This window comes from Myxococcales bacterium (assembly GCA_016703425.1).
Classification (GTDB): Bacteria; Myxococcota_A; Polyangia; order Polyangiales; family Polyangiaceae; genus JADJCA01.
Genome location: JADJCA010000008.1, coordinates 452,981 through 477,580, shown reverse-complemented (window position 1 = coordinate 477,580; position 24,600 = coordinate 452,981). Strand labels below are relative to the sequence as shown.

Genomic DNA, 24,600 nt, shown 5'->3' with positions numbered 1-24,600 from the left:
TGACGCCGATGGATCCGCTCACCAAAGGCACGGAAGACACGGACATCGTGCGCGCCAAGGAGGCCGGCGGCGGCCGCATGGGCGTCTACACGGCGCTCGGCGCCCTCTCGGGCGTCTTCGCGCTCCCGTTCTTGCCCGACACGCTGGCGCGGCGCGTCCGCGGCGCCTTGGCCCACGACCTGTGCACCCGCGCCGGCGTGACCCTCACAGAGGAGGCACGCGCTCTCTTGTCGGAGCCGGAGACCGATCTGCTCAAAGGTCCTCTTGGGCAGGCCGCTCGTTTTGTGGCGTCGCGGTGGCTTCGGCGCTTCACGCCGCTCGGCTTTCTGCCTCCCGTGCGCACGGCCATCACGACCTTCGCCCTCGGCCACCTGCTCGGGCGCTATCTGGCCCGTCATCGCAGCGAGCGCGCGACGCGCATGGACGTCGACGAGGCCAAGAAGGTCAAGCGGCTCATCGACCGCACCCTCGTGGACGTGCTTCGTTCGGACCTGGCCGTGCCCCGAGAGCACGTGGCCCGCGGAGAGGACCTTCGCGATGGGGTTACCCAGGTCGTCGACGGCGTCGTCATCGCCATCGCGGGCCTCCCCGACATGGCGGTTCGCCGCCTCGACGCGGCCTTCGACGCCGCCGTCAGGCGAGAGACGCCGTGACCGCGCGAGACGGTCAACCGCGCGCCGCCGTCGCCGCGGCTCGTCGCGTCGTGGTGAAGATCGGCTCCAAGACCCTCGCGAGCGACAGCGAGGTCTACGGTCGCATCGCCCAGAGCTTCGAGAAGGCGCAAAAGAAGGGCCGAAGTCTGGTCTTGGTGTCCAGCGGGGCTATCGCCCTCGGCTACAAGAAGCTCGGGTATCGAGCGCGCCCCAAAGAGATGGCGCGATTGCAGGCGGCCGCCGCCGCGGGCCAGAGCTTGCTCATGCGCGCCTACGAAGAGTCGTTTGCTGCCCGCGGTCTTCGCGTGGCCCAAGTGCTCCTCACCCACGCTGATCTCGCCGACCGGACCCGCGCCAACAACGCGCGCGGCGCGCTGGGGGCCCTGCTCGAGGCCCACTGCGTGCCGGTCCTCAACGAGAATGACTCGGTCTCCGTCGAGGAGATCAAGTTTGGCGACAACGACCAGCTCGCGGCGATGGTCGCGCCGTTGGTCGACGCCGATCTCCTCGTGCTCCTCTCCGACGTCGAAGGCTTGCTCGACGCGAGCGGACGACGCGTGGCGACGGTCACCGACGCCTCCGTCGCGCAATCGCTCGTCCGCGCCGGAGGCTCCGACGTCGGGACCGGAGGCATGGCGAGCAAGATCGAGGCGGCGCGGCGCGCGACGCTCGCCGGCGCGGAGGTCGTCGTGGCCGACGCGCGAGCCCCCGGCATCCTCGATGACGTGCTCGCCGGCAAGGACGTCGGCACGCATTTTCTCGCGGCCAAAAACCGGCTCTCGGCCCGTCGTCATTGGATCGCCTTCACGCTGCGGCCCCGCGGTGACGTCATCCTCGACGTCGGCGCCGCCGTCGCCGTGCGTGAGAAGAAGAAGAGCGTCCTCTTCGTCGGCGTCCTCGGCGTGCGCGGTGATTTCGCCGAGGGCGACGCGGTCCGCCTCCTCGACGGCGCCGGCAAGGAGCTCGGCCGCGGCCTCGCGTGCGTGGGCGCCGCCGACGCCGTGCGCCGCGCGGGTCACGGAAGCGCCGACGGCGCCTCCGAGCTCGTCCACCGCGACGACCTCGTCGTTTGGGACGTTACGTCGTAGCCACCCGCTGGCGCGGCAAGCGCACGGTGAAGCGGGCCCCGCCCGTTTCCTCGTCGCGCGTGGCCTCGATGGTGCCGCCGTGCCGCACCACGATGGCGCGCGAGATGTAGAGGCCGAGGCCTGAGCCGGTGCCCGTCTTGGTGGTGATGCCTCGCTCGAAGAGCGTCTCGACGATCGCCGGGTCGATGCCTGGGCCCGTGTCTCGGAAGACAACCGCGGCGCTGTCGCCGTTTAGGTGAGTCTCGACGATGAGCCGCCCTGCGCCCATGGCTTGCGCGGCGTTCAAGAGCAGGTTCGAGAAGACCTGCGTCAGCTGCTTGCCGTGACCGTCGACGGCGCCCACGTTGCCGAAGCGAAGGTCGAGCTGGACGTGTCGGCTGTTGGGCGAGGTGGCATGGAGCATCGCCATGCTTTCGAGCTCGGCCTCGATGTCGTACGGAGCCACGGCGCTCTCTTGGTTGATCTCCAAGAACCACGCCAGCACACCACGAATCCGCTCGATGCCCACGCGCGCCTCGCGCGCCGCCTGCGACAGGTCGGTGATGGCGACGCGGGCCGGGTCATCGGCCGTCTCCGCCAGGTAGTCGAGGTTCGAGACGACCGTCGTCATGGGGTTCTTGATCTCGTGAGCGAACTCCTGCACCGACGGTGAGAGGCGGCGAACGCCGGCGTCGACGATGCCGGCGCGGAGCGCTTCCATCGCGTCGATGGTCTCGCGCATGCTGGCGTTCTGCTTCTGGAGCTCGACCATCGAGTCTTCGATCTGCTGCGTGCGCTCCTGGACTCGCAGCTCGAGCTGTTCGTTGAGCCTCGCCAAGGCGTCGTAGCGGAGCTTGAACTCGCGCTCGTTCTCCTCGAGGAGGCGGCGGTGGTCCTCCGTCACGCGTCCCATGTGCCGTCGTTGCGCGGCGGTGCCAAGCTCACGCCCGGCCCAGAGCCCGATGGCTGGCGCGAGCGCCCATAGCGAGCTGGGCCAAACGGCCAACCCTGCGAGCGACACAGCGGCGCCGGCAGCGAGGCCGTGTAGGCCGAAGGCCGGCTGGGGCTCGAAGCGCACCCGATACGAGCACGCGTCGGCGCCGTGCGCGTAACACGCGACCTCCGTGACGATGGCCGCCGGTCGATCGAACAGAAGAGGGATCGACAGCAGCACGCCCCAGCCGACGTCGCAGGAGTCGCGCCGCCGCGGGACATCCTTGCGGTAGCGCAGCGTGACGTCGACGTGGCCTGCGCTGACGGGCGTGACCTCAAAGAGGAGGTGGTGCGCGAAGAAGCTCCGCGCCCGATCGAGAAATCGGTACATCAAGGCCGGCGACATGAGCGCGCTCATGCTCATCGCCGAGAAATCTCTGCGCACCGGGACGGCCCACGTGAACGTGTCGCGGACGAAGCTCTCACCGAGGAGCGGCCGGTAGCCGTCGGCGACGGCGTGGAACGTGGCGAGCGAGACCCAGCCGCGGAGATCGGTCGCCGCCTCCAACGTGGTTCGTGTGCTCGCGGCCGCCTCGGTGAACACGCGGCGAGACGTGTCCGGGCCCAGCCGGTAGGTGCCGTAGTCGAACATGGCGGCCAGGAGGCGCCCACCAATGTCGCTTCGGTTTTCGGTCCCGTCGCCGTCCCCGCGCTCGCCGTTCGCCCTGTCACCGTTGCCCCTGTCCCCGTTCCCCCTTTCACCGTTCATGGTGGCGTTCCACGGAGCAGGTCACGCGCGCGCGCCAAGCCGCTGGCCAAGGCGACGCCCGGTGCGAGGGCCGCCTTGAGCGCCAAGAGCAGAGGGCGCGGAAAGGTCGGAGGGACCTTAGGCTCCGGCACCGGCGGGCCGCCGTAGCGACGCACGAGCGCCGCGGCGGTGAGCAACGCGCTCGACACCGCCCCCTCCATGCACGCGAGGTCGATGGAGTTCTGCGCGTAATCGCCGCAGACGAAGAGGTTCGCGATCTTGGTGGTGGCGGCGGGCCGATCGGGCCACGCGCCGATGGTGTTGATGAAGAGCTGAGAGGCGACGTTCGAGTTGAGATCGATGGCGTCGATGAGCGTGTCGGGGATCGGCAAGTACTCGCGGATCTCGCCCATCAGGGCGTCTTTGGCAGCGTCGTCGTCGACGTTCATGAGCGGGACGTAGTTGCTGGCGATGAAGCACAGGTTCGTCGTGGGCTGATTGGGCCACGCCTGCGCCGCGTCGATGAACGAGAGGCCATAGCGGCCACCGTGGAGAAATACGTGCTCGCGAGGCACGTTGGGCAACGTCGAGCGCAGCTTCACTTGCATCGCGGCCATGGGCCGCATCTCGAGATCGTTGATGTCGCCGAGCGACGGATCGAGGCGATAGACGTCGCCGTCTACGAAGGCGCGCGTCACCTCCAGCGGGGTCGCCAAGATGAACGCGTCGGCCGTGATCGAGGTGCCGTCTTCGAGCACGACACGCGTGACGAGCGAGCCGCCGTCGACCTCCACGGACTTGACGCGCTGCTCGAGGCGAACCTCGACGCCGGCGTCGGTGACGGTCTTCGCCAGCGGATCGATGAACGTCGACTGAAGATCGCCGGGGAGCACCGACAAGAAGGGTGACGCTTGCCGGAGCCAGAAGCCGCCGATGCGTTTCGCCGTCATCGCGCTCATGTCGTAGGCGGGGATCGCCGACGCCTTGAGCATGTTCTCCTGGTTCAGCTCGGCGACGCGCTCGGTCATGTACCAGGCCTGGCGCATGAGCCCGATGGTGCTCACGCGATCGAGGAGGCGCTTCTCCGAGAGGGAACGCCCCACCATGTCGAGCGTGAAGTACGCAAAGAGGACCTGCTCGTACCAGGGCAAGAGGCCATTGAAGGTGTCGTGAAGCACCGCCGAGACGCTCGCGGGGCCTCGCACCGTGATGACCTCAGGGAATTTCCCCCGATCGAGGTAGTGGTAGCGATCGAAGTCGGTGAGTGTGACGCCGAGCTCCGAGAGGAGCGCGCGGACGTTGGGGTACCAGGCGGGGAAGACGTGGTAACCGTGCTCGACGATGCGTCCGTCTTTAACGTCGGCGCCGGCCTTGCCACCGAGTCGCTTGGAAGCCTCGAGGAGGAGCACCGAGTGCCCTCGCCGCGCGATCTCGCGCGCGGAAATCATGCCCGAAAGCCCGCCCCCAACCACCACGACTCGGCTCATAGGTGACTCGTCAGCTTAGCGGCGTTTTGTTGCAGTTTGCGACGATTCGCCGCGCCCTCGCGTGGGCCGGAGGGTGGGGCTGGACGCGCCTAAAGGCGCACGTCGTGCGCGGCCGCGCGCCGCTCCCCCAACCATGCAGTAGAATCGCCTCGTGCATGTTCGCCTAGGAGTGTTGGTCCTCGCTTTGCTTGGTGCGTGCGATTCCGCGAGCGACCTCGCCGTGACGCCCATCGAGGAAGGTCCGCCGGACGCCACGCTGAGCGGCGACGCCGGGCTCGAAGCGTCGCCGCCGACGGACGCAGGAGCCGACGTCGGGCCCGCCGCTCCGACCTTGTCGCAGGCTGGTCTCTACCAAGACATCGCCGCGAAGGTTGTCGCTGCCGGCGCCGTCGAGTTTTCACCGGCGCACCCGCTCTGGTCCGACGGCTCCGTCAAGAGGCGCTGGATCGTGCTGCCTGCGGGGGCCGTCATCGACACCTCGAACATGGACCATTGGCAGTTTCCCGTCGGCACGAAGTTCTTTAAGGAGTTCGCCTTCGCCGGAAAGCGCGTCGAGACCCGCATCATCGAACGGCTCGCGACGACCGGTCAGATCGGCACCGACTACCGCTTCGGCGCCTTCGTCTGGCGGAGCGACGAGAGCGACGCGGACTTCCGGCCCGACGGGCTTCCCGACGCCCTGGCCGACGCTGGCGGCATCCGCCACGACGTGCCCTCGCAGGCGCAGTGCAACGCGTGCCACGGCAGCGAGCCGGGCTTCATCCTCGGCTTCTCGGCGGTGCAGCTCTCGAAGGGCGGCGCAGCGCCGACCTTTAAGTCGCTCGCTGCGGCGGGAACCTTCTCCGTTCTACCCGACGCCGGGGCTGACGCAGCCGCCGACGCCGGCGACGCGGGCATCGACTTCCCCGTACCTGGCAACGCCGTCACGGCCGCGGCGCTCGGTGCCCTTCATGCGAACTGCGGCCATTGCCATCAGCCTGCGGGTTTTGCCTTCGACGAGACCAAGATGGTCTTGCGCTTGACGGTCGCCGACTCGCGCGCCGCGACGCCGGGGCCCGTCACCTCGATGGTCAACGTCGGTCTCGACAAGTGGCTTCACCCGACCCTCAAGACGCGCGTCGTGCCGAAAAATCCCGCCGCGAGCGCCGTCTTTCACCGCATGACCCAACGCGGGACGGTGGAGCAGATGCCGCCGCTCGCGACGAGGCTCACCGACGACGCGGGCGCCGCGGCCGTCTCCGCGTGGATCATGAGTCTGTAACGACGCGCGTCGACGGCGCGCGCCTCGCGCGCTTTACCAGGCGTAGGCCTCGGGCGCGGCCCCGCCGGGCCCGGGGAAGAGAGCGTCGAGCTCCTTCATGGTCTCGTCTGAGAGCTTGACCTCGAGCGCCTTCATGGCGCCTTCGAGGTGCGCCATCGTTCGCGGGCCCACGATGGGCGAGGTGACGGCGGGGTTTTTCAGCACCCAGGCCAAGGCCACGTCGGCCGGCGAATGGCCGAGCTTCTCGGCGAGCGCGTCGAACTTCTCGAGCGCCACCTTGTGCTTCGTGAGCGTGCGCTGTTGCAGATCGCCGGTGCGCCGCCCTTCGGCGAGCTTCTTCGCGCCGCCGAGCACGCCGCCCTTGAGCGGACTCCACGGAATGAGCGCGAGCCCGTAGGCGAGGCACGCAGGAATGACCTCGAGCTCGATGGTTCGATCGATGAGGTTGTAGAGGCTCTGCTCCGAGACGAGCCCCAAGAAGTGACGCGCCTTCGCGGCTTCTTGCGCTTGCGCGAGGTGCCATCCGGCGAAGTTGGACGAGCCGACGTAGACGATCTTGCCTTGCGTGACCAAGGTCTCCATCGCCTGCCAGATCTCCTCCCACGGCGCGTCTCGGTCGACGTGGTGCATCTGGTAAAGATCGATGCGGTCGGTCTTGAGCCGCTTGAGCGACGCCTCGCACGCGCGAACGATGTGAAGCGCCGAGAGCCGCGACTCGTTGGGCCAATCGCCCATGGTGCCGAAGACCTTCGTCGCCAAGACGACCTTGTCGCGACGAGCGCCGCCTTGGTCGAACCAGCGGCCGACGATCTGCTCGGTGACGCCTTCGCCCTTCTTCCATCCGTAGACGTTGGCGGTGTCGAAGAAGTTGAGCCCGAACTCGAGGGCCCGATCCATGATGGCGAAGCTGTCGGGCTCCGTCGTGTGGGGACCGAAGTTCATGGTGCCGAGGCAAAGGCGGCTGACTTTGAGGCCCGTGCGGCCGAGGCGTGTGTACATGGAGAGGTCCCTCAGGTGATCCGTGTGAATGCGAGGCGCGAGGCGTCGGTCACCACACTTCGCAGCGCTTGCCTTCGCCGCGGGCCATCGGTGCGCCGTCTTTGCACGCGAACGCCTTGCTGAACTCGGGCATGTTCGAGACGACGCCGTTGACGCGCCACTTGGGCGGCGAGTGGTAGTCGTCGGTGGCGCGGCGCTTCGCGGCCTCGGGGCGGACGTTGCCGCACCAGCCCTGCGCGTAGCCGAGGAAGAACTGCTGATCGGCGCTCATGCCGCTCGCCTGAGCCGAAGGCGCGCTCTCGCCGCCGGAGCTCTTCCACGCGAGGTACGCGAGCTTCATGCCGCCCAAGTCGGCGATGTTTTCGCCCATCGTGAGCTTGCCGTCGACCTTGAGGTCGTCGATGGCCACGTAGTCCGAGTACTGCTTGTCGACGCACTCGGCGCGGCGCTTGAACTCGCTGCTCGAGGCCGGCGTCCACCAATCGGTGACGTTGCCGGCGCCATCGAACTTGCGACCCTCGTCGTCGAAGCCGTGGGTGAGCTCGTGGCCCATGACCATGCCGATGGCGCCGAAGTTGACCGCCGGCGGAAACGCGCTCGAATAAAACGGCGGCTGAAGGATGCCCGCGGGGAAGACCATCTCGTTCATCGACGAGTCGTAGTAGGCGTTGACCTCGGGCGGCGTCATGAGCCACTCGTTGCGGTCGAGCGGCTTGCCGATCTTGGCGAGGCGCCGCTTCATCTCGAAGGTGTTGGCGCGGGACATGTTCTCGTAGTGCTCGCCGCGCGCGATGGTGAGGCCGTCGTATTTGCGCCACGTGTCGGGAAAGCCGATTTTGTTGGCGATCTTGTGGAGCTTCTCCTTGGCCCGCGTCTTCGTCGTCGCGTCCATCCACGAGAGCTTGTCGAGGTTTCCGTCCATCATCTTCTCGATGAGGCCGATCATGCGGAGCGCGTCGGCCTTGCCGGCGTCGCCGAGGGTTCGCTTCACGAAGGGGCGCGCGAGGGCTTCGCCCATGGCGACGTCGGCGGCGCGAACGCAGCGCTTCCAGCGGGGCTGAAGCTTCGCCGTCCCCGTGAGCACCTGCGAGAGGACCATGTCTTCGTCGACGAACTTGGCCGGGAGGCGCTTGGCCGACGAGTGGAGCACCTGCCACTTGAGGTACGTGCGCAGCGCGCCGCCGCTACCGGCCGCGCCTGCGCCCGCCGCGTCCGTCGCGACGCGGGCCACGGCCTTCGCGAAGTCAGGTTGCGCGAGGTTGAGCTTCTTGGCGACGGCGGCGTCGATGCCGAGCTCGGCGAAGTAGGTCTTCCAGGGGAACGCGCCGGCTTGTTTGCCGAGGCCCGCGAGATCGGTCGGGTGGTAGACGTTCTCGGGGCTCCGAAGCATGACGCGCTTCATGGAGGCTTCCGCGAGCCGCTTCTCGAAGGCGACCACAGTCTTGGCGCTCTTTTTCGCCGTCGCCTCCTTCTCGCCGCCGAGCACGAACATGCGCGCGACGTGGTCCTCGTATTTGACGACGAGCTCCTTGCGCTTCGCATCGAGGTAATAGTCGCGATCGGGAAGGCCCAGGCCGCCTTGCCAGACGCCCGCGATGAACTGCGTCGAGTCCTTCAGGTCTTGTTCGGCCTCGAGCGTGAAGAGCGCCGAGATGCCGTTCTGGTGGAGCCAGGCGAGCGCCTTGGCGAGCGAGTCGGCGTTCTTGACGCCATCGATCTTGGCGAAGGCCGGCGCCAGGGGCTCGATGCCGCGCTTCTCGACGGCGGCTTCATCCATGCAGCCGGCGTAGAGATCGCCGAGCTCTTTCGCGTACGCGTCGGTGGAGGGCGCCAAGCTCGCGAAGCCTTCGAGGACGTCGCGGAGGACGATCTGATTCTGCTCCGTGATGACGCTGAAGCTTCGCATCCAGGTCGCTTGGTCGTCGGGGATCGGCGTCTTCTTCATCCAGCCGCCGCAGGCGAACGCGTAGAAGTCGTTGCACGGCTCAACGCTTCGATCGAGCGCCGCGTCGTCCACAGCGGGCGGCTTCGCCTTGGCGGCGCCGGCGTCCGCGCTCGACGTGAGCGGATTGACGGGACCCGGCAGCGCCGTCGTGGGACCGGGAACGGCCGGCGGCGGGGGCTCGCCGGCGCAGGCCGCGGCGAGGAGGGGAGCGAGCGAGAGCGTCGACGTGAGGATCAGCGAAAGGGCGCGCATGGCCGAAGGAGTACCGCGGAAGGCGCCCGTTTGCGACAGCGGTGACGAGGATTCGAACTCAAGGATGTGCCCGTCGACGGGGCAACGGCTACTTCCGCCTTGCGCGCGACTTTGACGACCAGACTCGCAAGGGGCAATGTTTGGAGGGCAAGGTTTGCGCGGTGACCCTTCACCGTGCCGCGAACGCACGAGCAAGGGCGAAACAGGTGACCGCGCCCACGACAGGCCCGGCTCCAGCACCGACACATGGGACAGGGAACGGACCCGCTAGCCCCGCGGCGATTGAGCCGGCCATGGCGCCGGCCAACACGCGGCCTATGGGAGATGCGTGACGTTGGCGCTGCGCGACAGCGACGAGGCTGCCCCACGGAAGAAGGAGGGCGCACCCTGCGAGAGCTGCCATCAGCGCGCCGTCCTCGCGGGCCAACGTCAAGATGCCCTCAACGGTTGGCACGAGCGGCAGGTTGTCGGGGCGCCACGCGAAGAGGACGTCGCCCACCCCGAGTGCGAGTCATGGGGCAGCGCGCCGGGCCCGCCCAAGAGGCGCTGAACGCGGCTCGGCATCCACGAACAGCCCGATGGCTGTGAACGCTCCAAGCGAGGCGAGCGCTTGCCCACCGTCGGGCTGAAGCACATGCAGCGCCTGCAGAGCGAAGGCCAGCGCGAGTCCGCGGCCCCGTTGGCCTTGCGAGGTCGCATGGGCGCTCGCCGCGAAGACCCACGGCGAGAACGCGGCCGATGCGTGGAGCGACAGCGAACCGATGGGCAGCCAGCGATGGACCCCGGCGCTGCCAGGGCTCACGAGCGTCGTGGCCATGAGCAAGAGCGCGAGGAGACCGAGCGGCACCGCGAGCGAGCGCACGCGAGGGCCGCCGAGTCGTTTGACACCGCCGGCCAAGAGAAGTCCCGCCGCGAGCCCGGCCACGTTGGTGAAGAAGGGCGCTGCGGGCAAACCCGCTCGCCGAGCGATCGTCGCGCCCATCGCCGAAGCGAACGCGATTGCCAAGAAGGGCGCGACCATCGCGCGATCTTCTCACGGCCCGTCTAGCGGCGACCACCATGGCCCAAACTTGAGGTGCCAAGTTGGAGCCTCAAGTTGGCAGAGTCGGCTTCATGTTCCAACTCACGGAAGCCGAGGCGAAACGGTCAAGGTCGTCCACCCGCTGGCTCAGGTGGGGACGCACGCTCCCGCCTTGACCGCCGACGCTGCTCTCGCTGGAGCCGGCGCGAGCGAAATCGCACTCCCCTCAGTTCGATGCGCGGTCGGCTCGCTTGCTGAGGGCGTGGCGTGAGACGCCATCGCTACCGAGGGCCGGGGCAGAAGGCTCAGGTCTACTTGAACGGCCAATCGCTGACGGTGTCGGGCTCGAACCAGACGGCGGAGACCGGCACGACGGGCTTTCAGGTTGGGACGAACTCGCAAGGCGTACCCGAGCCTTGGGGCGGACTCATCGCCGAGATCATCGTCACCGACAACGCCATTTCGGACGACGACCGTGAGCGCGTCGAGCAGTACCAGCGCGAGTTCTTTGGGGTCTGAGCGTCTGTCTAACGTGTACGGAGCGGAGCCCATGAATCGAGCGATGTCGTCGTGTCTTATGCAAGACTGGATCACGGTCGGTGGGTCCGGTGCGAGCGGCGTGCTCGTCGTGACGCAGCCATCGGCCACGTGGGTCGACCTCGCCGCGGCCCGCGACGCGGTCTTCTACCTGGAGGTGTCGGCAAAGGACTCTCCGGATTCGGCCACGCTCGAATACGAGACCTCGCCAACGCGTGACGCCTCGCAGTTCCGGTCGATGGCCTCACGGGTGATGACGCCAGCGCTGACGCCGTACGTGCAGCGCGTGACGGTCTACGACAACCCGCCGGTGCCGCTCGCGCGCTGGGCGCGGTGGCGGATCACCTATCCCGCGGCTGCTCTTTGGAGCGTCACGTTCCGAATCAACGTCATGGCCTACGGCCGGTAGGGGAGCACCCCGTGCGAACGATGCTTCTTCAGGATTGGATCAGCGTCTCGTCGACGGTCGCGTGGCCGGTCGGCAGCGCGCTCTTCACGCTCATCCAGAGCGAGCCTCATTGGGCCGTGACCGACGAGCTCCAGGACCTCGCGTTCCTGGTTGAGGTGGCCTACGCGACTGGCTCCGCCCCAACGCTCGCGTTTCAAACGGCGCCGGCGCCGGAGCACGGTCTGTTCTTGCCGATGCAGACGCCGCTCGCGCTTCCTGGCCTGGCCGGCTCGAGCACAATCGTGCGTGCGTTCGCGACCGCCACGACGGGGCCACCTGCAGGGAGGTACGTACGCTGGGCCGTGACCGACACGGCCACGTGGGAGGCGTGTTTTCGAATCACGATGGTCGGTTTCTGAACTGGCCGGGCATCGACGGCCAGTGGTGAGAAGTGAGAAGGACGGCGACCTCGCTCATCGAGGTCCAAGGAAAGTCGAAAGAGACGCGCCTGGGGCGCAGAAGGAGCAAAGGATCATGTACGGATTTCTGTTGCAGGATTGGATCACCATTCGCGGCTCGAACAGCCTGCTCGTGTCGGTCACCCAGAGCGAGTCGAACTGGGCGAGCCTTCAGCCGTACCAAGACATCGTCTTTTGGCTCGAGGTTCGGGAGATCACGGTGACCGCAGCCACCAACATCACCGTCTTCTACGAGACCGCGCCGCTCAAGGACGACTCGCTCTTCATCTCGATGACGACCAACCCCGCGATTACGGTAGCGTCCACGACGCCGACCATCACCAAGGTGCTGCTCCAGCAGAACCCGGCCGTGCCCTTGGCGCGTTGGGTGCGCTGGCGACTCGCCGCGTCAGCCGCGCAGTCGGCGGCGTGGGACATGACCTTTCGCATCTCCTGCGCGGCGAATGCGGTTGGGGTGATGGGGTAGGCGCGCGCGCGGCTCGTTGCGGCCCCGCGGTCACTACCTGGCTCGTGGGGGCCCGGGCTCCCTTGCATCATGGTAGGTGCGACGCTCGCAGCGAGACGCCATGAAGAACCACGGAACCATTGCTAAGCGCATTGTGTTTGCCCTGATCGGGACCGTCGTCCTGACGGCCGCTTACCTTGCGCTGTTCCACAGTGACCGAACGTTCAAACGCTCGTCGGAACCGCATCCCGTGATCATCGATGGTGAGAGGCATCCTCCGGTTCCCCCGTACCCGCTTCCTCTGAACGGCGATCGGTAGTCAATAGAAGGAGCTCCAAATGCCCGGCGAGTATGTCTCCTCGAACGACGCTGCGATTGCCGCGATGCAGGCCATGCTGGTGGCGGGTGACCCGGGGAACGGCGAGTGGGTCTCTGTCATCGTGTTTCTCGGGGGCGGGCATGGGTACACATTCACCAAGCTCGAGTTTCATCCCTTCACGAAGACCGTGGCTGGAGGCATTGGGGCAAACATCGCCGGGCCACTGGCGGCCGCTGCAGCTTGGGTTGCCCGCTTTGGCGGCCGCGTGGTCGGCCTCGCGCACAGTCATCCATATGGGGAGTTCGGCCTCAGCCAGGATGACGTGAAAACCGCGCGCGGCGAGAGCTCAAGCGGGCCGTTTAGCATGTGGGCACTCCACTTTCCCAGCCTGCGAGCGTTCGAGGCGCGATGGGGGTCGCCCCGCGACTATCGCGGCGAACGGAGCTGGGGCGCTGTGGCCGGGTATCACCCAACGAAGGGCAACCCGAGTTCAGGCAAGGCGATAAAGGGTCCGAAGTTGGACTACACGGATCGTCCGGCGTCCGGCGGCGCCAAGGGCAAGTCCGGCCCACCCGAAACGAGCAAGGGCTCGAACTCGGCCGGGACTACGCCAACGACAAGAGGCGACGACTACCGTGAAGGCACGCAGTCTCGGCCAGCCAAGCCGACGAACCCGGCGCCGCAGGCGCCGCCGGGAGCGGGACGAGGGCGGCGATGGTTCTGACGGCGATGATGAGGGTGACGACGACGACAGCGACGACAGCGATGACGAGGACGACGACGACGACACATCGGATGAGGGCGACGGCGAAGAAGACACGACGATAGGCTCCGGTGGAACGAGCGCAGGCCGAACCGTCGACGACGACGGAGGCAGCGGCGGCAACGACTATGAGGCTCGTTGCTTCCACCCGAACTACCTGACGATGGACGCGCGGATGATGCTCGCGATGGCGGACCTCGCATGGCGGCGCGGGCAAGGCCCACGTCCACCGTCCGGCGGACCGACGGACATCTGGCAACCGTTCAAGCGAAAGACGAGCAGCGCAGCGCCCGAAGTGGCGCGCTCGCGCGGGCGCATGCTCGAGAAGTCAGCGTTCATGGATGCTGCGCTGCTCGGAGCGCTCGGGAAACAAGGGAGTCACGGCCCGAGCGACGGAAGCGATCAGATCCCGCTGACGCGCACGGTCGGAGACGAAGCGGAAGCCGAGGCCGCCGCGAACCGCGACGACGTGCGGCGGATGCTCTGGAAGAAACACGTCGAGCCGAGAATCTTGTCGGCGTCGCAGCGGACGAAGAGGACAGGATGAAGCCAAACGAACGGTGGGTGATGACCGAGTGTTCCGATGGTCGTTGACATCGGCTCGCACGAACTCGTGCGACGTGCCCGGGCCCTCGGCCCTGGACCGTCCTACTGGCCGAGCATCTACACGGCCCTCTTCCGCCTGCTGCTGGAGCGCGCCATCGCGCTGGCCGCCCGAGAGGCGGGAATCACCGTGACCGAGGTCGAGATTCGGGAGGAACTAGCGTCCCGGGCTCGCAAGTTGCTCGCAACATCGGATGACCTGCTGCAAATGGCGCGAGTGGCTGGGCTAACCGCGGACGACATGACCGAATACGTGCGCGCGGACCTGCTCTTGCGCAAGTTGACGCCTTCGGAAGCACCTTCCGCTGCGCACCTGGCGCGTGCCGGCGCACTGGCTGCGGCCGAGTCGTTCTTGACACTCCGAATAGGCATCTATCGTGGATGGACCGACCGCTCGAAAGGGCTCATCGCGGCGCGGCGCGTCCTTCGCGCGCGCAGTCCGGGCACGCCATGCGAAGCGACAACGCGCGCCGGACACGACTGCGTGTTGGTGGGACCGCTTCCGACTACGGCGGTGCATCCCGCTTTGTTGTCCGTGAGTCCGGCGAAGCCCGGCGAGCTCCGCCTGGTTGAGCTTCCCTGGATTGGAGTGGCCCTCGTGGAATTGTTACATCGCGACCCGCCTGCCGGGGAAGCTTGGCGTGAGCACGTCCACCAGTTGGCTATTCGACTCCGCCTGGACGAAGCGGAAGCTGCCTACGAGCGACAGGTCAGGCGCGCGTACCCGCCGTGGGTGAACATCCACGCGTTCGGTCGCGCGGAGCAGGAGGCTACGAAATGACCGTGAGTGAGTACGACACGCTTGGGTGGTTTGATCCGTTGCCTGACGTCGCCCGACTGGTTTCGGATCAATTTCAACTCCTGTATCAGACGTTGCTGTCGGACAAGGATGACGACGTGGCCCAATGGGCCCCGGCAGTCGCGTCGGAGTGGAGCAAGGCGGAGCGAGAACTCAACCGGCTGCTGCTCCCGGGGCCCAACCGCTACGGCTCGTTGAGTCGCAGGCAAGCCGCAGCATTCTGGGATCTTGCCATGGGCCTCCGGCGGTGGCGCGAGAAGATCGAATTGGGTCGTCGCAGGCGAGGGTTTGGTATCGGCGCCGCGCACCCGGCTGGGCCACCCCAACTGGTAGCGCCGTTGCCGGGGCAAGGGAGCCGTTGGGGCGTTCCAGGCCCCGGCGCGGGTCCGGCGACTTCGCCGAGTGGTCCGCCCTCGACGCCCGGCCCGGGGAGCGGCGGTTCGACGACGCCCGGTCCGGGAGGCGGCGGCGGTCCGACAACCGGAGGCACCGGACCGCAACAGCCCCACGATGCCAACGATCTGCGCGAGGCGCCCGACCCGCGGCCGACGCCTGCGCCCTCCCCGGATGACAGGGGCCCGGGGCCCGGCCCGCCGGCCCAACCGAGACCCGAGCCGCCGCCGGACGGGAAAAAGAAAGAAGAGAAGGCGGACGACGAAAAGAAGGACGAGGACAAGAAGAAGGACGAGGACAAGAAAGACGAGGACAAGAAAGACGAGGACAAGAAAGACGAGAAGAAGGACGAAGACGGAAAGAAGGACGAAGACGGAAAGAAGGACGAAGACGGAAAGAAGGACAAGGACCAGAAGAAGCCGCCGGAGAAGAAGGCGCCGGAGGCACCCAAGCCGCCGCCCCCACCTCCGGGCCCTCCGTCGCCAAACGTCGCGATGCCCGACCCAACGGGCGACGCCGACGGAGGCGGCGACGGTCGCCCCGGTCAGTTCCACCCGAACTACCTGACGATGGACGCGCGGATGATGCTCGCGATGGCCGATCTCGCTTGGCGGCGCGGGCAAGGCCCACGTCCACCGTCCGGTGGCCCGACGGACATCTGGCAACCCTTCAAAGGAAAGACGAGCAGCACAGCGCCCGAAGTGGCGCGCTCGCGCGGCCGCATGCTCGAGAAGTCAGCGTTCATGGATGCCGCGCTGCTTGGTGCGCTCGGAAAACAAGGGAGCCACGGCCCATCCGACACGGGCGATCAGATCCCGCTGACGCGTACGGTTGGCGACGAAGCCGAAGCCGAGGCCGCCGCCAATCGCGACGACGTGCGGCGGATGTACTGGAAGCAGCACGTCGAGCCGAGAATCTTGTCGGCGTCGCAGCGGACGAGGAGGACAGGATGAAGCCAAACGAACGGTGGGTGCTGACCGAGTGTTCCGAATGGTCGTTGACCATGCGGCTTCCGTTGTTGACTGAAGGCGAGACGGCGGTCGCGGTTGGCGAGGAGGATAGCGTTCGCGAGCGCGGTGAGCTTCGCGAGGTCGGGGCTCCCGACAGCGATGCGGCCGTGCCGAGTGTCGATGCGCGTCGAAAGCGATGAGTCTCCGTGGGGCTTGGTGCTGCCGAGGCTTCTCGCTGCCGAGGAGTAGGTGCCTTGGCTAGCGCCGATGAAGAACAGGGGGAACTCCCTCGCGACGCTAGGCCGGAGCGCGCCGACGAACGTGGTGAAGGCGGCCCGCGGGGATCCCCGGCGGAGCCAACGGGCGCAGCGCACGCGAACGGCGCGTGGCGGCGCTGGCGCTGGTGGTTGCTTGGCCTCGTCGCACTCTTCGCTGTCCTTGCGATCGCGCTTGTCTCTGCGCGTCGGCGCCCGCCGGCACCCCCGCCGGTGCGCGACCCGGCCGAGATCGTCTGGCAGTACACCTGGAACATGAAGAACACCGACGGCCCGTGGTTCAACGAGCCAACACCCCCGGCGCCAAACTTCAAGCCTCCGCGCTCGAGCGCATCGCCGAACGGCTACGTCGTCCCGGCGACGCTCGACGAAGCGGCGGCGCTGTTCCGCGCGTCGACCAGTGATGAGTTCCGGGCGTACTTTCGAACGACCCAGTGGGCCGACAGGCAGTGGATGTTCACAGCCGCCGGCAACATTGACCGCCACATGTCGCTCGTCGCCGGACGCGCGCATGTGTACGCGTTCGAAGGGCATCCCTTCGCCGATTGGGCTGGCCTGTTCTGGCTCTTCGACGGGTCGGCGCTGCGCCGTTGGTTTGAGGAGCACGGAATAACGGAGCGCACGACCATGGTGCGGGTGCTGACCCTCAGGGTCTTGGCGGACATGAACGGCAGTGCGTTCGACTTGCGCTGGGCCAGCGCGACTGCCGCTGGGAACGACTGGTGGCCCGACATAGCCCTGCGGGTCGCGCCGCACCGTTTCCGGGCGAGGAGAGCTGCCCAGTGAGGAGAGCCAGTGCGACGCGCGCGCCGAAGGATGCCTTCGACGGATGGCTGCGACGCGCTTTGGTTGGCGTGCTTGGTGCCCTCGTCGCCGGATGTCACAGCCCGCAGCAGTTCACCGCTCCGTCCATCGCGACAGTCGACAACGCCGCGCGTCGGCGCGAGTGCGCGGCGCCCACGACGACGCCGCAACCTCGCGAAGCGGGCGCCGTACGCGCAAGCCGGACCATCGTCCTCCGCGACGCGGGGGATGGGAGCGTTTGGACGGTTTCGCCGTCCGCTCCCGAATGTCGAGAGCTCCTCCCCGCCGGAGCGTCCCGGTCGATGGTGCGTGCGGGGCAGCGCGTGTGGATCGTGCCAGATGCATCCGCTCGCGATGCGTCGCGTCTGCTCGAGTTTGACGGACGCGTGCTGCGGCCTGGGCCCGCGCTTCCGACCGTGGACGTCGAGGCCGTGCTGCCACTGGCGAGCGGCATGGGCTGGCGCACGCGGACGACGCTCTTGATGCAAGCCGGCCCGGCCGATGTGAAGAGGTTCAACTTGCCTGGTAGCAAGCGCGCGCCGCCGCGATGGGCTGGCACGAGCGCGCAGCAGTCGGTCTACCTGGGCTTCGACGACGGCGAATGGGGAGGCGGCGCCTGGCGATTCGACGGCAGCGGCGACTGGCGCGGTATCGCTGACGTTGGCGAACACCTTGAGGACGTCGTCGCCGACCCGGGAAACCCAACGTGTGTTGTCGCGGCGCTGCGACGGTTCGTCGAAGTGCCTGGCTTTGGCGTTCAAGCATCGACGGTACGCGTCGTTCGCGTGTGCAACGACCAGCGGCCAGCGGAGTCCCTCGGCATGTTCAACAACGCAGAGGGTCTCTCGCTAGGCACGGCTGGCGGGCGCGTCTTCCCCCCCCCCCCCCCCGCCCCCCCCCCCCCCCCCCCCGCCCCCGGACCCCCCCCCCCCCCCCCGCACCCCCCCCCCCCCCCCCCCAAAAAACCCCCCCCCCCCCCCCCCCCCCCGGCCCCCCCCCCCCCCCCCCCCCCCCCCCGCGCCCCCCCCCCCCCCCCCCCCCCCCCCCCCCCCCCCCCCCCCCCCCCCCCCCCCCCCCCCCCCCGCGAAAAAAACCACCCCCCCGGGCGGAAACACCCCCCCCCCCCCCCCCCCCCCCCCCCCCGGCCCCCGGGACCCCCCCCCCCCCCCCCGCCCCCCCCCCCCCCCCCCCCCCCCCCCCCCCCCCCCCCCCGCCCCCCCCCCCCCCCGAACGCCCCCCCGGCCCCCCCCCGCCCCCCCCCCCCCCCCCCCCCCCCCCCCCCACCCACCCCCCCCCCCCCCCCCCCCCCCCCCCGCCGAAAACCCACACAACCAGGGGCCCCCCCGCCCCCCCCCCCCCAGGGGGGCCCCCCCCCCCCCCCCCCCCCCCCCCCCCCCCCCCCCCAAAAAAAACCCCCCCGGAAAAAGGGGGCGGGACCCCGCGGCGCCAAAGGGGGGGCCCCCCCCGCCCCCCCCCCCCCCCCCCCCCACCCCCGCGCCCCCGCGCCCCCCCGGGCCCCCCCGGCCCCCCCCCCCCCGGCGCCCCCCCCCCCCCCCCCCCCCCCCCGCCCCCCCCCCCCCCCCCCCGCCCCCCCCCCGCCCCCCCCCCCCCCCCCCCCCCCCCCCCCCCCCCCCGGCCCCCGCGGCGGACCCCCCCGCCGCCCCCCCCCCCCCCCCCCACCCCCCCCCCCCCCCCGCCCCCCCCCCCCCCCCCCCCCCCCGCCCCCCCCCCCCCCCCCCCCCCCCCCCCCCCCCCCCCCCCCCGAAGCCCCCCCCCCCCCCCCCCCCCCCCCCCCCCCCCGCCGCCCCCCCCCCCCCCCCCCCCCCCCCCCCCCCCCCCCCCCCCCCCCCCCCCCCCCCCCCCCCCCCCCCCCCCCCCCCCCCCGTCCCCCCCCCCCCTCCCCCCCCCCCCCCCGGCCCCCCCGCCCCCCCCCCGGCGCGGGGCCGGGGGCCCGGGGGGGGGGGGCGCCCCCCCCCCCCCCCCCCCCCCCGCCCCCCCCCGGCCCCGCCCCCGGCCCCCCCCCCCCCCCCCCCCCCCCCCCCCCCGCCCGGGCGAAGGCGGCCCCCCCCCCCCCCCCCCCCCCCCCCCCCCCCCCGCCGCCCCCCCCCCCCGCCCCCGGGGCGGGGGGCCGCGACCCCCCCCCCGGCCCCCCCCCCCCCCCCGCACGCCCCCCCCCCGGCCCCCCCCCACCCCCCCGACCCCCCGCCCCCCCCGGGCCGCCCCGCCCCCGGGTGCCCCCCCCCCCCCCGCGCCGCACCCCCCCCCCCCCCCCCCCCCCCCCCCCCCCCCCCCCCGGCCCCCCCCCCCCCCCCCCCCCCCGCCCCCCCCCCCCCCCCCCCCCCCCCCCCCCCCCCCCCGCCCCCCCCGAACCCCCCCCCCCCCCCCCCCCCCCCCCCCCCCCGCCCCCCCCCCCCCCCCCCCCCCCCCCCGCGGGGCCGCAGCCCCCCCCCCCGCCCCCCCCCCCCCCGCCCCACCAACCAACAGCCCCCCCCCCCACCTCGTTGTGCGCGGCATTGATTGCCAGGAGTTGACACCAAGCGGCCCGCGCGGCGTGCGTTGCTCGCACGCTCAAATTTGCGGAATGCCGGTAACGCGAGTCGGTGATGAGGAGCTCTCGCAGTCGTCGGTCATCGGGTTGTCAGACGTTCAATAGTGACTGAAGGGAGGGGAGCAAGGATGAGCGAGCGTAAGTTGCTTGGGACGACCGCCAAGCGCGTTGTGCTTGCGCTCATAGGGGTCGTCGTCCTCACGGCCGCTTACCTTGCGTTGTTCCACAGTGACCGAGCGCTCAAGCGCTCGTCGGGACCCCATCCGGTGATCATTGACGGCGAGTGGCGTCCTCCCGTGCCGCCTTACCCGCGTCCCCTGAACGGCGATCAATAGAAGGAGCGCGCAGCCGCAGCGCGCGCGCCTACAGCGCCTTGACCGCCTCCGAAATGTTCGCCTTGATTGCCGCCCAATGCTCGGCGGTCATGCCAGCGGGGAGCGGCGCGCGGTCGGCGTCCCCGAAGTAGGCGAGGCTTCTTATGACATGCCCCACGTCGACCGACGCGAACTTCGTTTGATACAGCGTCATCGCGTATCCGAGCGAACCACGCGCGGCGCCCGCCTCGAGAAGCCCCGTTAGATCCCAGAAGTCCTTGGCGGCTCCGCGACCGGCGATGGCCGATAGCTTCATGCATACCAAGTCGTCGGGCGACGCAACCGCAACGGGAAGGCCCCCGCGTGGCTCCGCAGGCGCGAGCAGCGGATACCGGTAGCTGAGCACGCTGATCGGTACGCCTTCCACCTCGAGATGGACCGTACCTACGGCGCGCCCCGTCACTTGATAGTCCTTGAGCTTCCTCGCAAGTCGCTCGACGAACTGCTCCGAGTCGAAGGCGTGCGGCACGAACAAGTCGATATCGAGCGACAGCCGATGTCGCAGGGTGCTGGCGACGGCGACGCCCCCGGCGAGGTACGTCCCCTCGTCGAGCAGCGGAGCAAGTCGACTCATCACGCTTCGCTGATGTTCGGGTACCTCGACCCGCGTCGGCGTCATTGCGGGCCCGCCCAGTTTGGGCGACCGCCGCCTTCTGCCACTGGAACGTCGACGTCGTAGATGAGCGCCCAATAGGCGAGATCACGGGGCGCGAGTCGAGAAGGTCCACGCTCGCGCACGAACGCGCGGACGACCTCGACCGGATAGCGGGCGCGCAGCCACTTCATGGCATCCCACGTGCCACGCGACATGACGCGCTCGAGGATGAACTCGGCATCGCGGTCAACGTCGATTCGGTCAACGTCGACATCCCAGAGGAGCCGACGGACCGACTCGGGTAGCGCTTCGTGCACGTGGGCAGTTTAGCAGGACGCGCATGGCCCTGCGCGCGTGCGCACGCGGCGGAACCGACGTGCACGGCCCCGTTTCGATAAAATCCGTCTCATTGTCGACCGACGGCGTCTCATCGTTGGGCGGAGAGCCTTCCTGCACGGCCATCGGACCTTCCGCGGCGGCCGGAGACGCTTCGGTTTTCAGCGGCGAACCTTCGGCCGCGGGCCTCCAAGGCTCCGCGCCCGGAAGCCAAGGATCCGCCACGCGTTTTGAGCCTTCCTTCTTGTCTCCGATGGTTCCCTTGTCGGCGGATGAGCCTCCCGCTTCGTGAGACGGAGCTTCATCGCTGACGTGAGACCCTTCCTTGGCGGCGATGGAGGCTTCATCGCCGGGCTCGTAGGCGATCCTCGTGACTTAGGAAGCATGGGCATCCGTCAACGAAGCTTCCGATGCGGAGCGCGAAGCTTCCGTCGCCGAGCGCGAGGCTTCACCCGCCGTGCGCGTAGGTGCTTGCTCCAAAAACGAAGCGCTCAGACCGAACACGGGAGCAACCTGGTCGAGCACGGAAGCGTTCGTGCTCACCACGCAAGGCGCGCCCGCTGACAACGGAGGCGCCGCTCACGATCGTGAAGTGAGGTCCGCCGCCACGGAAGGCGACGCTTCGACGAAGCAAGGCCCGTGCAGCGCCGCGCAAGCTGGATTCGGAGAAACGGCGCTCCCGAACCGGTTTCGCGGCCGCCACATTCGGCAACTTGTTGGCTCCCGCGCAACCGGTAGACTGACCCACTGTGCAGGACACCCGCGGCGCCGCGCTCGATCGGTATCACGAGCTCCTTCGTGCGCAGCAGCCCTACGAGCGCCTCGCGCAAGCTGTCGCGTTGACCACGATGGTGCGCGAGCTGGCAGTCGCTGGCATCAAGGCGCGGCACCCTGCCGCGTCGGACGCGGAGGTGCGCGTCCGGTTGACGGTGCGGCTCTATGGTCGGGCCGTGGCGCAGCGACTCTTTGGCGACGTTCCGGAAGACGCTCGGTAGCGATGGACGCCATCGCGGTCGCCCTCTCGGTTGCCAAGGCCATCGAATCGGTCGGCGGGGCGTATTTCATCGGTGGCAGCGTAGCGAGCTCGCTGCAGGGAGAGCCGCGCGCGACCAACGACATCGACGTGGTGTTGGAGATTCCGCTGGGCAAGATCAACGCCCTCGTCGCCGCCCTCGGCCCCGACTTCGAGGTTGACGTCGACATGCTCCGCGACGCGCTCTTGCATGGCCGCAGTTGCAACATCTTCTACCTTCCGGTGGTCATGAAGGTGGACCTCTTTGCCGTCGGCCCGAATCCCTACGACGAAATCGAGTTCGCTCGCCGCCGGGCCGTCCCGGTGCGCGCAACGGGCGAAACACTTGTGCTCAAGACGCCCGAGGACACCATCGTTCGCAAGCTCCTTTGGTACCGCGAGGGCGGGGGAGTCTCCGATCGCCAGTGGCGCGACGTCGTCGAGGTCCTACGCGTCAACGTCGACACCCTCGACGGCACGTACCTCGCGACGTGGACCCAGCGGCTTGGCCTCTCCCGGTACTTCGAGCGGGCGTCGGCGGAGGCGCGGGGCGAGGCCACCGGAACGCCCCGCGACTGATCGCAAGAAGAACCCCCCGCCGCGCCGGTGCGGGTCGTTGTAGCGTTGCAAGACTTGCTCCAGCGACTCGAAGGTAAGACGCGCGTCGTCGTTCTCCTGCTCTTCGCTTGGTTCGTTCTCCCAGCGCTGAGCACGAGCGCGCCCTCGTTGCTCGCGCTGCTCGCGGTCGCCCTCGCGGCCGGTGCGGCCCTCGGGCGCGTGCCCGTTTGGGGCGCCGCCGCGTCGGGTCTACTGGCCCTCGCCATGGCGTTCGTCGCACCCACGCAATGGGGCGTCACGTTCTTCGCGCTCGTGGCCACGAGCGTCGCCGCCGAGGCGCTCGTGCTTCCACGTCGACGCGCGTCTCACCTCGCGTGGGCGCTCACGCTCGTCGGACCCGCGCTCACGATGCTCCTCTTGCACCTCGGTGGCGAAGGCGCGCTCGCCAGTGGGGCGCTCCGCGCGCTCGCGCCGGCGCCAGCGGGAGGCGCTGTTCTGTTCGGGCTCTCTGCGCTCAAGGCGCTCGCGGGCCTCGCTCTCCTCGCTGAAGCGATCGCCCCGGTCCAGGCCCCGGCCGCAGCTCCCGCGCGCGCGGCGCGGCTCGTCTTGGCGCTCGCCGTGAGCCTCGCCGGGGCGCGCATCGCCTCGGTCCTCGCGCAGTCGAGCTTCGACGCGGAGCTCTTTTGGACCGAGGCTCCGTTCCTCGTCAACGCCACAAAGCTCGCGCGGGGCGCCACGCTCTACGGTCCCGCCGAGGAGCTTGCAAGCTACAGCTATTCGCCGCTCCTCGACTTGACGCACCGCCTCCTCCTCGCGCCCTTGGGCCGCGCGCTCGACCTCTCGGCGCATCGCAGCCTCGAGCTTGTCGCCCAAGCCGGCGCCGCGGCCATCGCTGGAGCCGCACTCTTGCGTCGCCGCCCCGTCTCGCAGAGCGCCCCCGTCTCGCGAAGCTTCGGCGTCGCGGCATCGCTGGTCGTCTTGTTCGCGGCCTTCGGGAGCTTGCTGGCGGCGACGGTCCACCCCGATCACATGCTCGGCCTCTTCTTCGCCGTCGCCATGGCGCTTGTCGTCGCGCCGCCTCGAAGCGCGCCCTTGCGCCTCGCCCTTCTGTTCCTCGTGACCCCACTGGCCTTCGCCACGAAGCTCTCCGGCGCGGGGATCGGCGTCGGCCTCGGCCTTTGGGCGCTCTTTCGCCGCGATCGTCGGGACGTCGTCGTCTTGGTGGCCTCGGGCGCCGTGGCGTTGCTCACGATCCCGCTCTTCAATCGCTCGCTCGGCGACTTCACCGGCTACGCCATCGCGCTTCAAAAGGCCCATCCCATCCACCTCGCGCAGTTGGGCCTGCCGCCGTGGCCGAGCTACGCGCTCTTCCTCGCCGTCGCGGGCGCCTTCGCTGCGTGGTCGTGGTCCGCGCTCGACGCGCCCGATCGCAGCCGCCTCGGCGGCATTCTCACGCTCACCGTCAGCATGGGCCTCGCCTCGCTCCCCGCGGCGGCGAAATACGCGGGCCGCGAGAACAACGCGCAGCCGCTCTACTTCGGCCTGTCGGTGGCCCTCGTCTTCCTCGCCGTCGTCGCGCCACGTCGAGCGGTCGCTGCGCTCGCGCTCGCGCTCTGGGGCGGCCTCGTGACGCGTCCACCAACCACGTTCCCGACGGCGACCGCGCGGGCCCTCGCCGCGCAAGAGACCGACGCCGTCGCGGCCATCGTGCGCGACGACGCGGCGCGCGGGGAGTCCACGCTCGTTGCGCCCATGGTGCTGCCGTACCTGCGCGCCGGCGTCACCGACTTCGCGCGCGATCGCTACGCGTCGGCCAACGAGTTCTTTCTCGCGCGTCGCCCCGAGGCGGACGTGCTCTTGGCCCACGTGCGGGACGGTCGCTACCGCACAATCGTCGTGGGAAACGATCTGCTCGCCCCGCGCCAAGGTCCGGCGGCGGCGTTCTCGCGGCGGTTCATCGACGCCGTGGAGTCGCGGTACGAGCGTCGCGAGAGTTCACTGGCGAGCGCGCGGATTTACGTCCGGCGCTAGCGACGCGACGCGAGAACGCCACGCG

22 protein-coding genes are annotated in these 24,600 nt (G+C 69.5%); 15 read left to right on the top strand and 7 right to left on the bottom strand.

All coding sequences use genetic code 11. The features are described from left to right. Positions 1-8 precede the first annotated feature (8 nt). Together IPG50_17055 and proB are read left to right on the top strand one after the other, a co-directional pair. Positions 9-653: a hypothetical protein gene (locus tag IPG50_17055; protein ID MBK6693894.1), complete on the top strand. Its 645-nt coding sequence runs from the start codon at positions 9-11 to the stop codon at positions 651-653. Next, positions 650-1,741 (top strand): glutamate 5-kinase, encoded by a 1,092-nt coding sequence (gene proB, locus IPG50_17050; GenBank protein MBK6693893.1) that lies wholly within the window; start codon positions 650-652, stop codon positions 1,739-1,741. Before IPG50_17055 ends, proB begins: the two co-directional genes overlap by 4 nt. Here proB and IPG50_17045 read toward each other — a convergent pair. Continuing rightward, a complete protein-coding gene (locus tag IPG50_17045) occupies positions 1,731-3,422 on the bottom strand; it encodes a HAMP domain-containing histidine kinase (protein ID MBK6693892.1) in 1,692 nt (563 codons plus the stop codon). The two genes, proB and IPG50_17045, sit on opposite strands and share 11 nt — an antisense overlap. Then, positions 3,419-4,888, bottom strand: coding sequence for an FAD-dependent oxidoreductase (locus IPG50_17040; GenBank protein MBK6693891.1), 1,470 nt, complete (start codon positions 4,886-4,888; stop codon positions 3,419-3,421). Before IPG50_17040 ends, IPG50_17045 begins: the two co-directional genes overlap by 4 nt. 151 nt (positions 4,889-5,039) lie before the next feature. On the opposite strand from IPG50_17040, the gene IPG50_17035 reads away from it, so the two are divergent. Next, positions 5,040-6,149 carry a hypothetical protein gene (locus IPG50_17035; GenBank protein ID MBK6693890.1) on the top strand — a complete coding sequence of 370 codons (1,110 nt, stop codon included), beginning with the start codon at positions 5,040-5,042 and terminating at the stop codon, positions 6,147-6,149. 33 nt (positions 6,150-6,182) lie between these two features. Here the strand turns inward: IPG50_17035 and IPG50_17030 are convergent, their stop codons facing one another. The 3 genes from IPG50_17030 to IPG50_17020 form a co-directional block, all read right to left on the bottom strand. Then, on the bottom strand, positions 6,183-7,148 hold the full coding sequence (locus IPG50_17030) for an aldo/keto reductase (protein MBK6693889.1): 966 nt from the start codon (positions 7,146-7,148) through the stop codon (positions 6,183-6,185). Positions 7,149-7,197: 49 nt separating this feature from the next. Then, on the bottom strand, positions 7,198-9,345 hold the full coding sequence (locus tag IPG50_17025; GenBank protein ID MBK6693888.1) for a M13 family metallopeptidase: 2,148 nt from the start codon (positions 9,343-9,345) through the stop codon (positions 7,198-7,200). Positions 9,346-9,856: 511 nt separating this feature from the next. Next, positions 9,857-10,366, bottom strand: a complete 510-nt coding sequence (locus IPG50_17020) for a hypothetical protein (GenBank protein ID MBK6693887.1) — start codon at positions 10,364-10,366, stop codon at positions 9,857-9,859. 267 nt (positions 10,367-10,633) lie between these two features. Between IPG50_17020 and IPG50_17015 the strand changes: the two genes are divergently transcribed. The 9 genes from IPG50_17015 (at position 10,634) to IPG50_16975 (ending at position 20,004) form a co-directional block, all read left to right on the top strand. After that, a complete protein-coding gene (locus tag IPG50_17015) occupies positions 10,634-10,885 on the top strand; it encodes a hypothetical protein (protein MBK6693886.1) in 252 nt (83 codons plus the stop codon). 31 nt (positions 10,886-10,916) lie between these two features. Next, complete coding sequence (locus IPG50_17010) at positions 10,917-11,312, top strand: hypothetical protein (GenBank protein MBK6693885.1); 396 nt, start codon at positions 10,917-10,919, stop codon at positions 11,310-11,312. Positions 11,313-11,323: 11 nt separating this feature from the next. Beyond that, entirely contained in the window at positions 11,324-11,710 is a 387-nt protein-coding gene (locus IPG50_17005) for a hypothetical protein (protein ID MBK6693884.1), read from the top strand. A 115-nt stretch (positions 11,711-11,825) separates the two neighbouring features. Continuing rightward, complete coding sequence (locus tag IPG50_17000) at positions 11,826-12,236, top strand: hypothetical protein (GenBank protein ID MBK6693883.1); 411 nt, start codon at positions 11,826-11,828, stop codon at positions 12,234-12,236. A gap of 933 nt (positions 12,237-13,169) precedes the next feature. Then, complete coding sequence (locus tag IPG50_16995; protein ID MBK6693882.1) at positions 13,170-13,844, top strand: hypothetical protein; 675 nt, start codon at positions 13,170-13,172, stop codon at positions 13,842-13,844. Positions 13,845-13,880: 36 nt separating this feature from the next. After that, positions 13,881-14,681 carry a hypothetical protein gene (locus IPG50_16990; protein ID MBK6693881.1) on the top strand — a complete coding sequence of 267 codons (801 nt, stop codon included), beginning with the start codon at positions 13,881-13,883 and terminating at the stop codon, positions 14,679-14,681. After that, entirely contained in the window at positions 14,678-16,045 is a 1,368-nt protein-coding gene (locus IPG50_16985; GenBank protein MBK6693880.1) for a hypothetical protein, read from the top strand. The genes IPG50_16990 and IPG50_16985 overlap by 4 nt, the downstream gene beginning before the upstream one ends. Positions 16,046-16,530: 485 nt before the next feature. Further along, the gene (locus tag IPG50_16980) at positions 16,531-17,103 is read left to right on the top strand and encodes a hypothetical protein (GenBank protein ID MBK6693879.1); all 573 of its coding nucleotides are present in this window, start codon (positions 16,531-16,533) and stop codon (positions 17,101-17,103) included. A gap of 2,694 nt (positions 17,104-19,797) precedes the next feature. Further along, on the top strand, positions 19,798-20,004 hold the full coding sequence (locus IPG50_16975; protein ID MBK6693878.1) for a hypothetical protein: 207 nt from the start codon (positions 19,798-19,800) through the stop codon (positions 20,002-20,004). A 28-nt stretch (positions 20,005-20,032) separates the two neighbouring features. Here the strand turns inward: IPG50_16975 and IPG50_16970 are convergent, their stop codons facing one another. Further along, the gene (locus IPG50_16970) at positions 20,033-20,620 is read right to left on the bottom strand and encodes a nucleotidyl transferase AbiEii/AbiGii toxin family protein (protein MBK6693877.1); all 588 of its coding nucleotides are present in this window, start codon (positions 20,618-20,620) and stop codon (positions 20,033-20,035) included. 38 nt (positions 20,621-20,658) lie between these two features. Continuing rightward, entirely contained in the window at positions 20,659-20,955 is a 297-nt protein-coding gene (locus IPG50_16965; GenBank protein MBK6693876.1) for a hypothetical protein, read from the bottom strand. Positions 20,956-21,723: 768 nt separating this feature from the next. On the opposite strand from IPG50_16965, the gene IPG50_16960 reads away from it, so the two are divergent. The 3 genes from IPG50_16960 to IPG50_16950 are packed head-to-tail and all read left to right on the top strand — an operon-like array spanning position 21,724 to position 24,575. Continuing rightward, positions 21,724-21,969 carry a hypothetical protein gene (locus IPG50_16960; GenBank protein MBK6693875.1) on the top strand — a complete coding sequence of 82 codons (246 nt, stop codon included), beginning with the start codon at positions 21,724-21,726 and terminating at the stop codon, positions 21,967-21,969. A 2-nt stretch (positions 21,970-21,971) separates the two neighbouring features. After that, positions 21,972-22,565, top strand: coding sequence for a hypothetical protein (locus IPG50_16955; protein MBK6693874.1), 594 nt, complete (start codon positions 21,972-21,974; stop codon positions 22,563-22,565). Positions 22,566-22,619: 54 nt separating this feature from the next. Then, complete coding sequence (locus tag IPG50_16950; GenBank protein MBK6693873.1) at positions 22,620-24,575, top strand: hypothetical protein; 1,956 nt, start codon at positions 22,620-22,622, stop codon at positions 24,573-24,575. The last annotated feature ends 25 nt before the right edge of the window (positions 24,576-24,600 follow it).

Excerpts from the sequence above, each read along its gene's own strand:
- IPG50_17055 (MBK6693894.1), top strand. The coding sequence starts at position 9 with ATGGATCCGCTCACCAAAGGCACGGAAGACACGGACATCGTGCGCGCC.
- IPG50_17045 (MBK6693892.1), bottom strand. The coding sequence starts at position 3,422 with ATGAACGGTGAAAGGGGGAACGGGGACAGGGGCAACGGTGACAGGGCG.
- IPG50_17040 (MBK6693891.1), bottom strand. The coding sequence starts at position 4,888 with ATGAGCCGAGTCGTGGTGGTTGGGGGCGGGCTTTCGGGCATGATTTCC.
- IPG50_17030 (MBK6693889.1), bottom strand. The coding sequence starts at position 7,148 with ATGTACACACGCCTCGGCCGCACGGGCCTCAAAGTCAGCCGCCTTTGC.
- IPG50_17025 (MBK6693888.1), bottom strand. The coding sequence starts at position 9,345 with ATGCGCGCCCTTTCGCTGATCCTCACGTCGACGCTCTCGCTCGCTCCC.
- IPG50_17020 (MBK6693887.1), bottom strand. The coding sequence starts at position 10,366 with ATGGTCGCGCCCTTCTTGGCAATCGCGTTCGCTTCGGCGATGGGCGCG.
- IPG50_17010 (MBK6693885.1), top strand. The coding sequence starts at position 10,917 with ATGAATCGAGCGATGTCGTCGTGTCTTATGCAAGACTGGATCACGGTC.
- IPG50_17000 (MBK6693883.1), top strand. The coding sequence starts at position 11,826 with ATGTACGGATTTCTGTTGCAGGATTGGATCACCATTCGCGGCTCGAAC.
- IPG50_16990 (MBK6693881.1), top strand. The coding sequence starts at position 13,881 with ATGGTCGTTGACATCGGCTCGCACGAACTCGTGCGACGTGCCCGGGCC.
- IPG50_16985 (MBK6693880.1), top strand. The coding sequence starts at position 14,678 with ATGACCGTGAGTGAGTACGACACGCTTGGGTGGTTTGATCCGTTGCCT.
- IPG50_16975 (MBK6693878.1), top strand. The coding sequence starts at position 19,798 with ATGAGCGAGCGTAAGTTGCTTGGGACGACCGCCAAGCGCGTTGTGCTT.
- IPG50_16955 (MBK6693874.1), top strand. The coding sequence starts at position 21,972 with ATGGACGCCATCGCGGTCGCCCTCTCGGTTGCCAAGGCCATCGAATCG.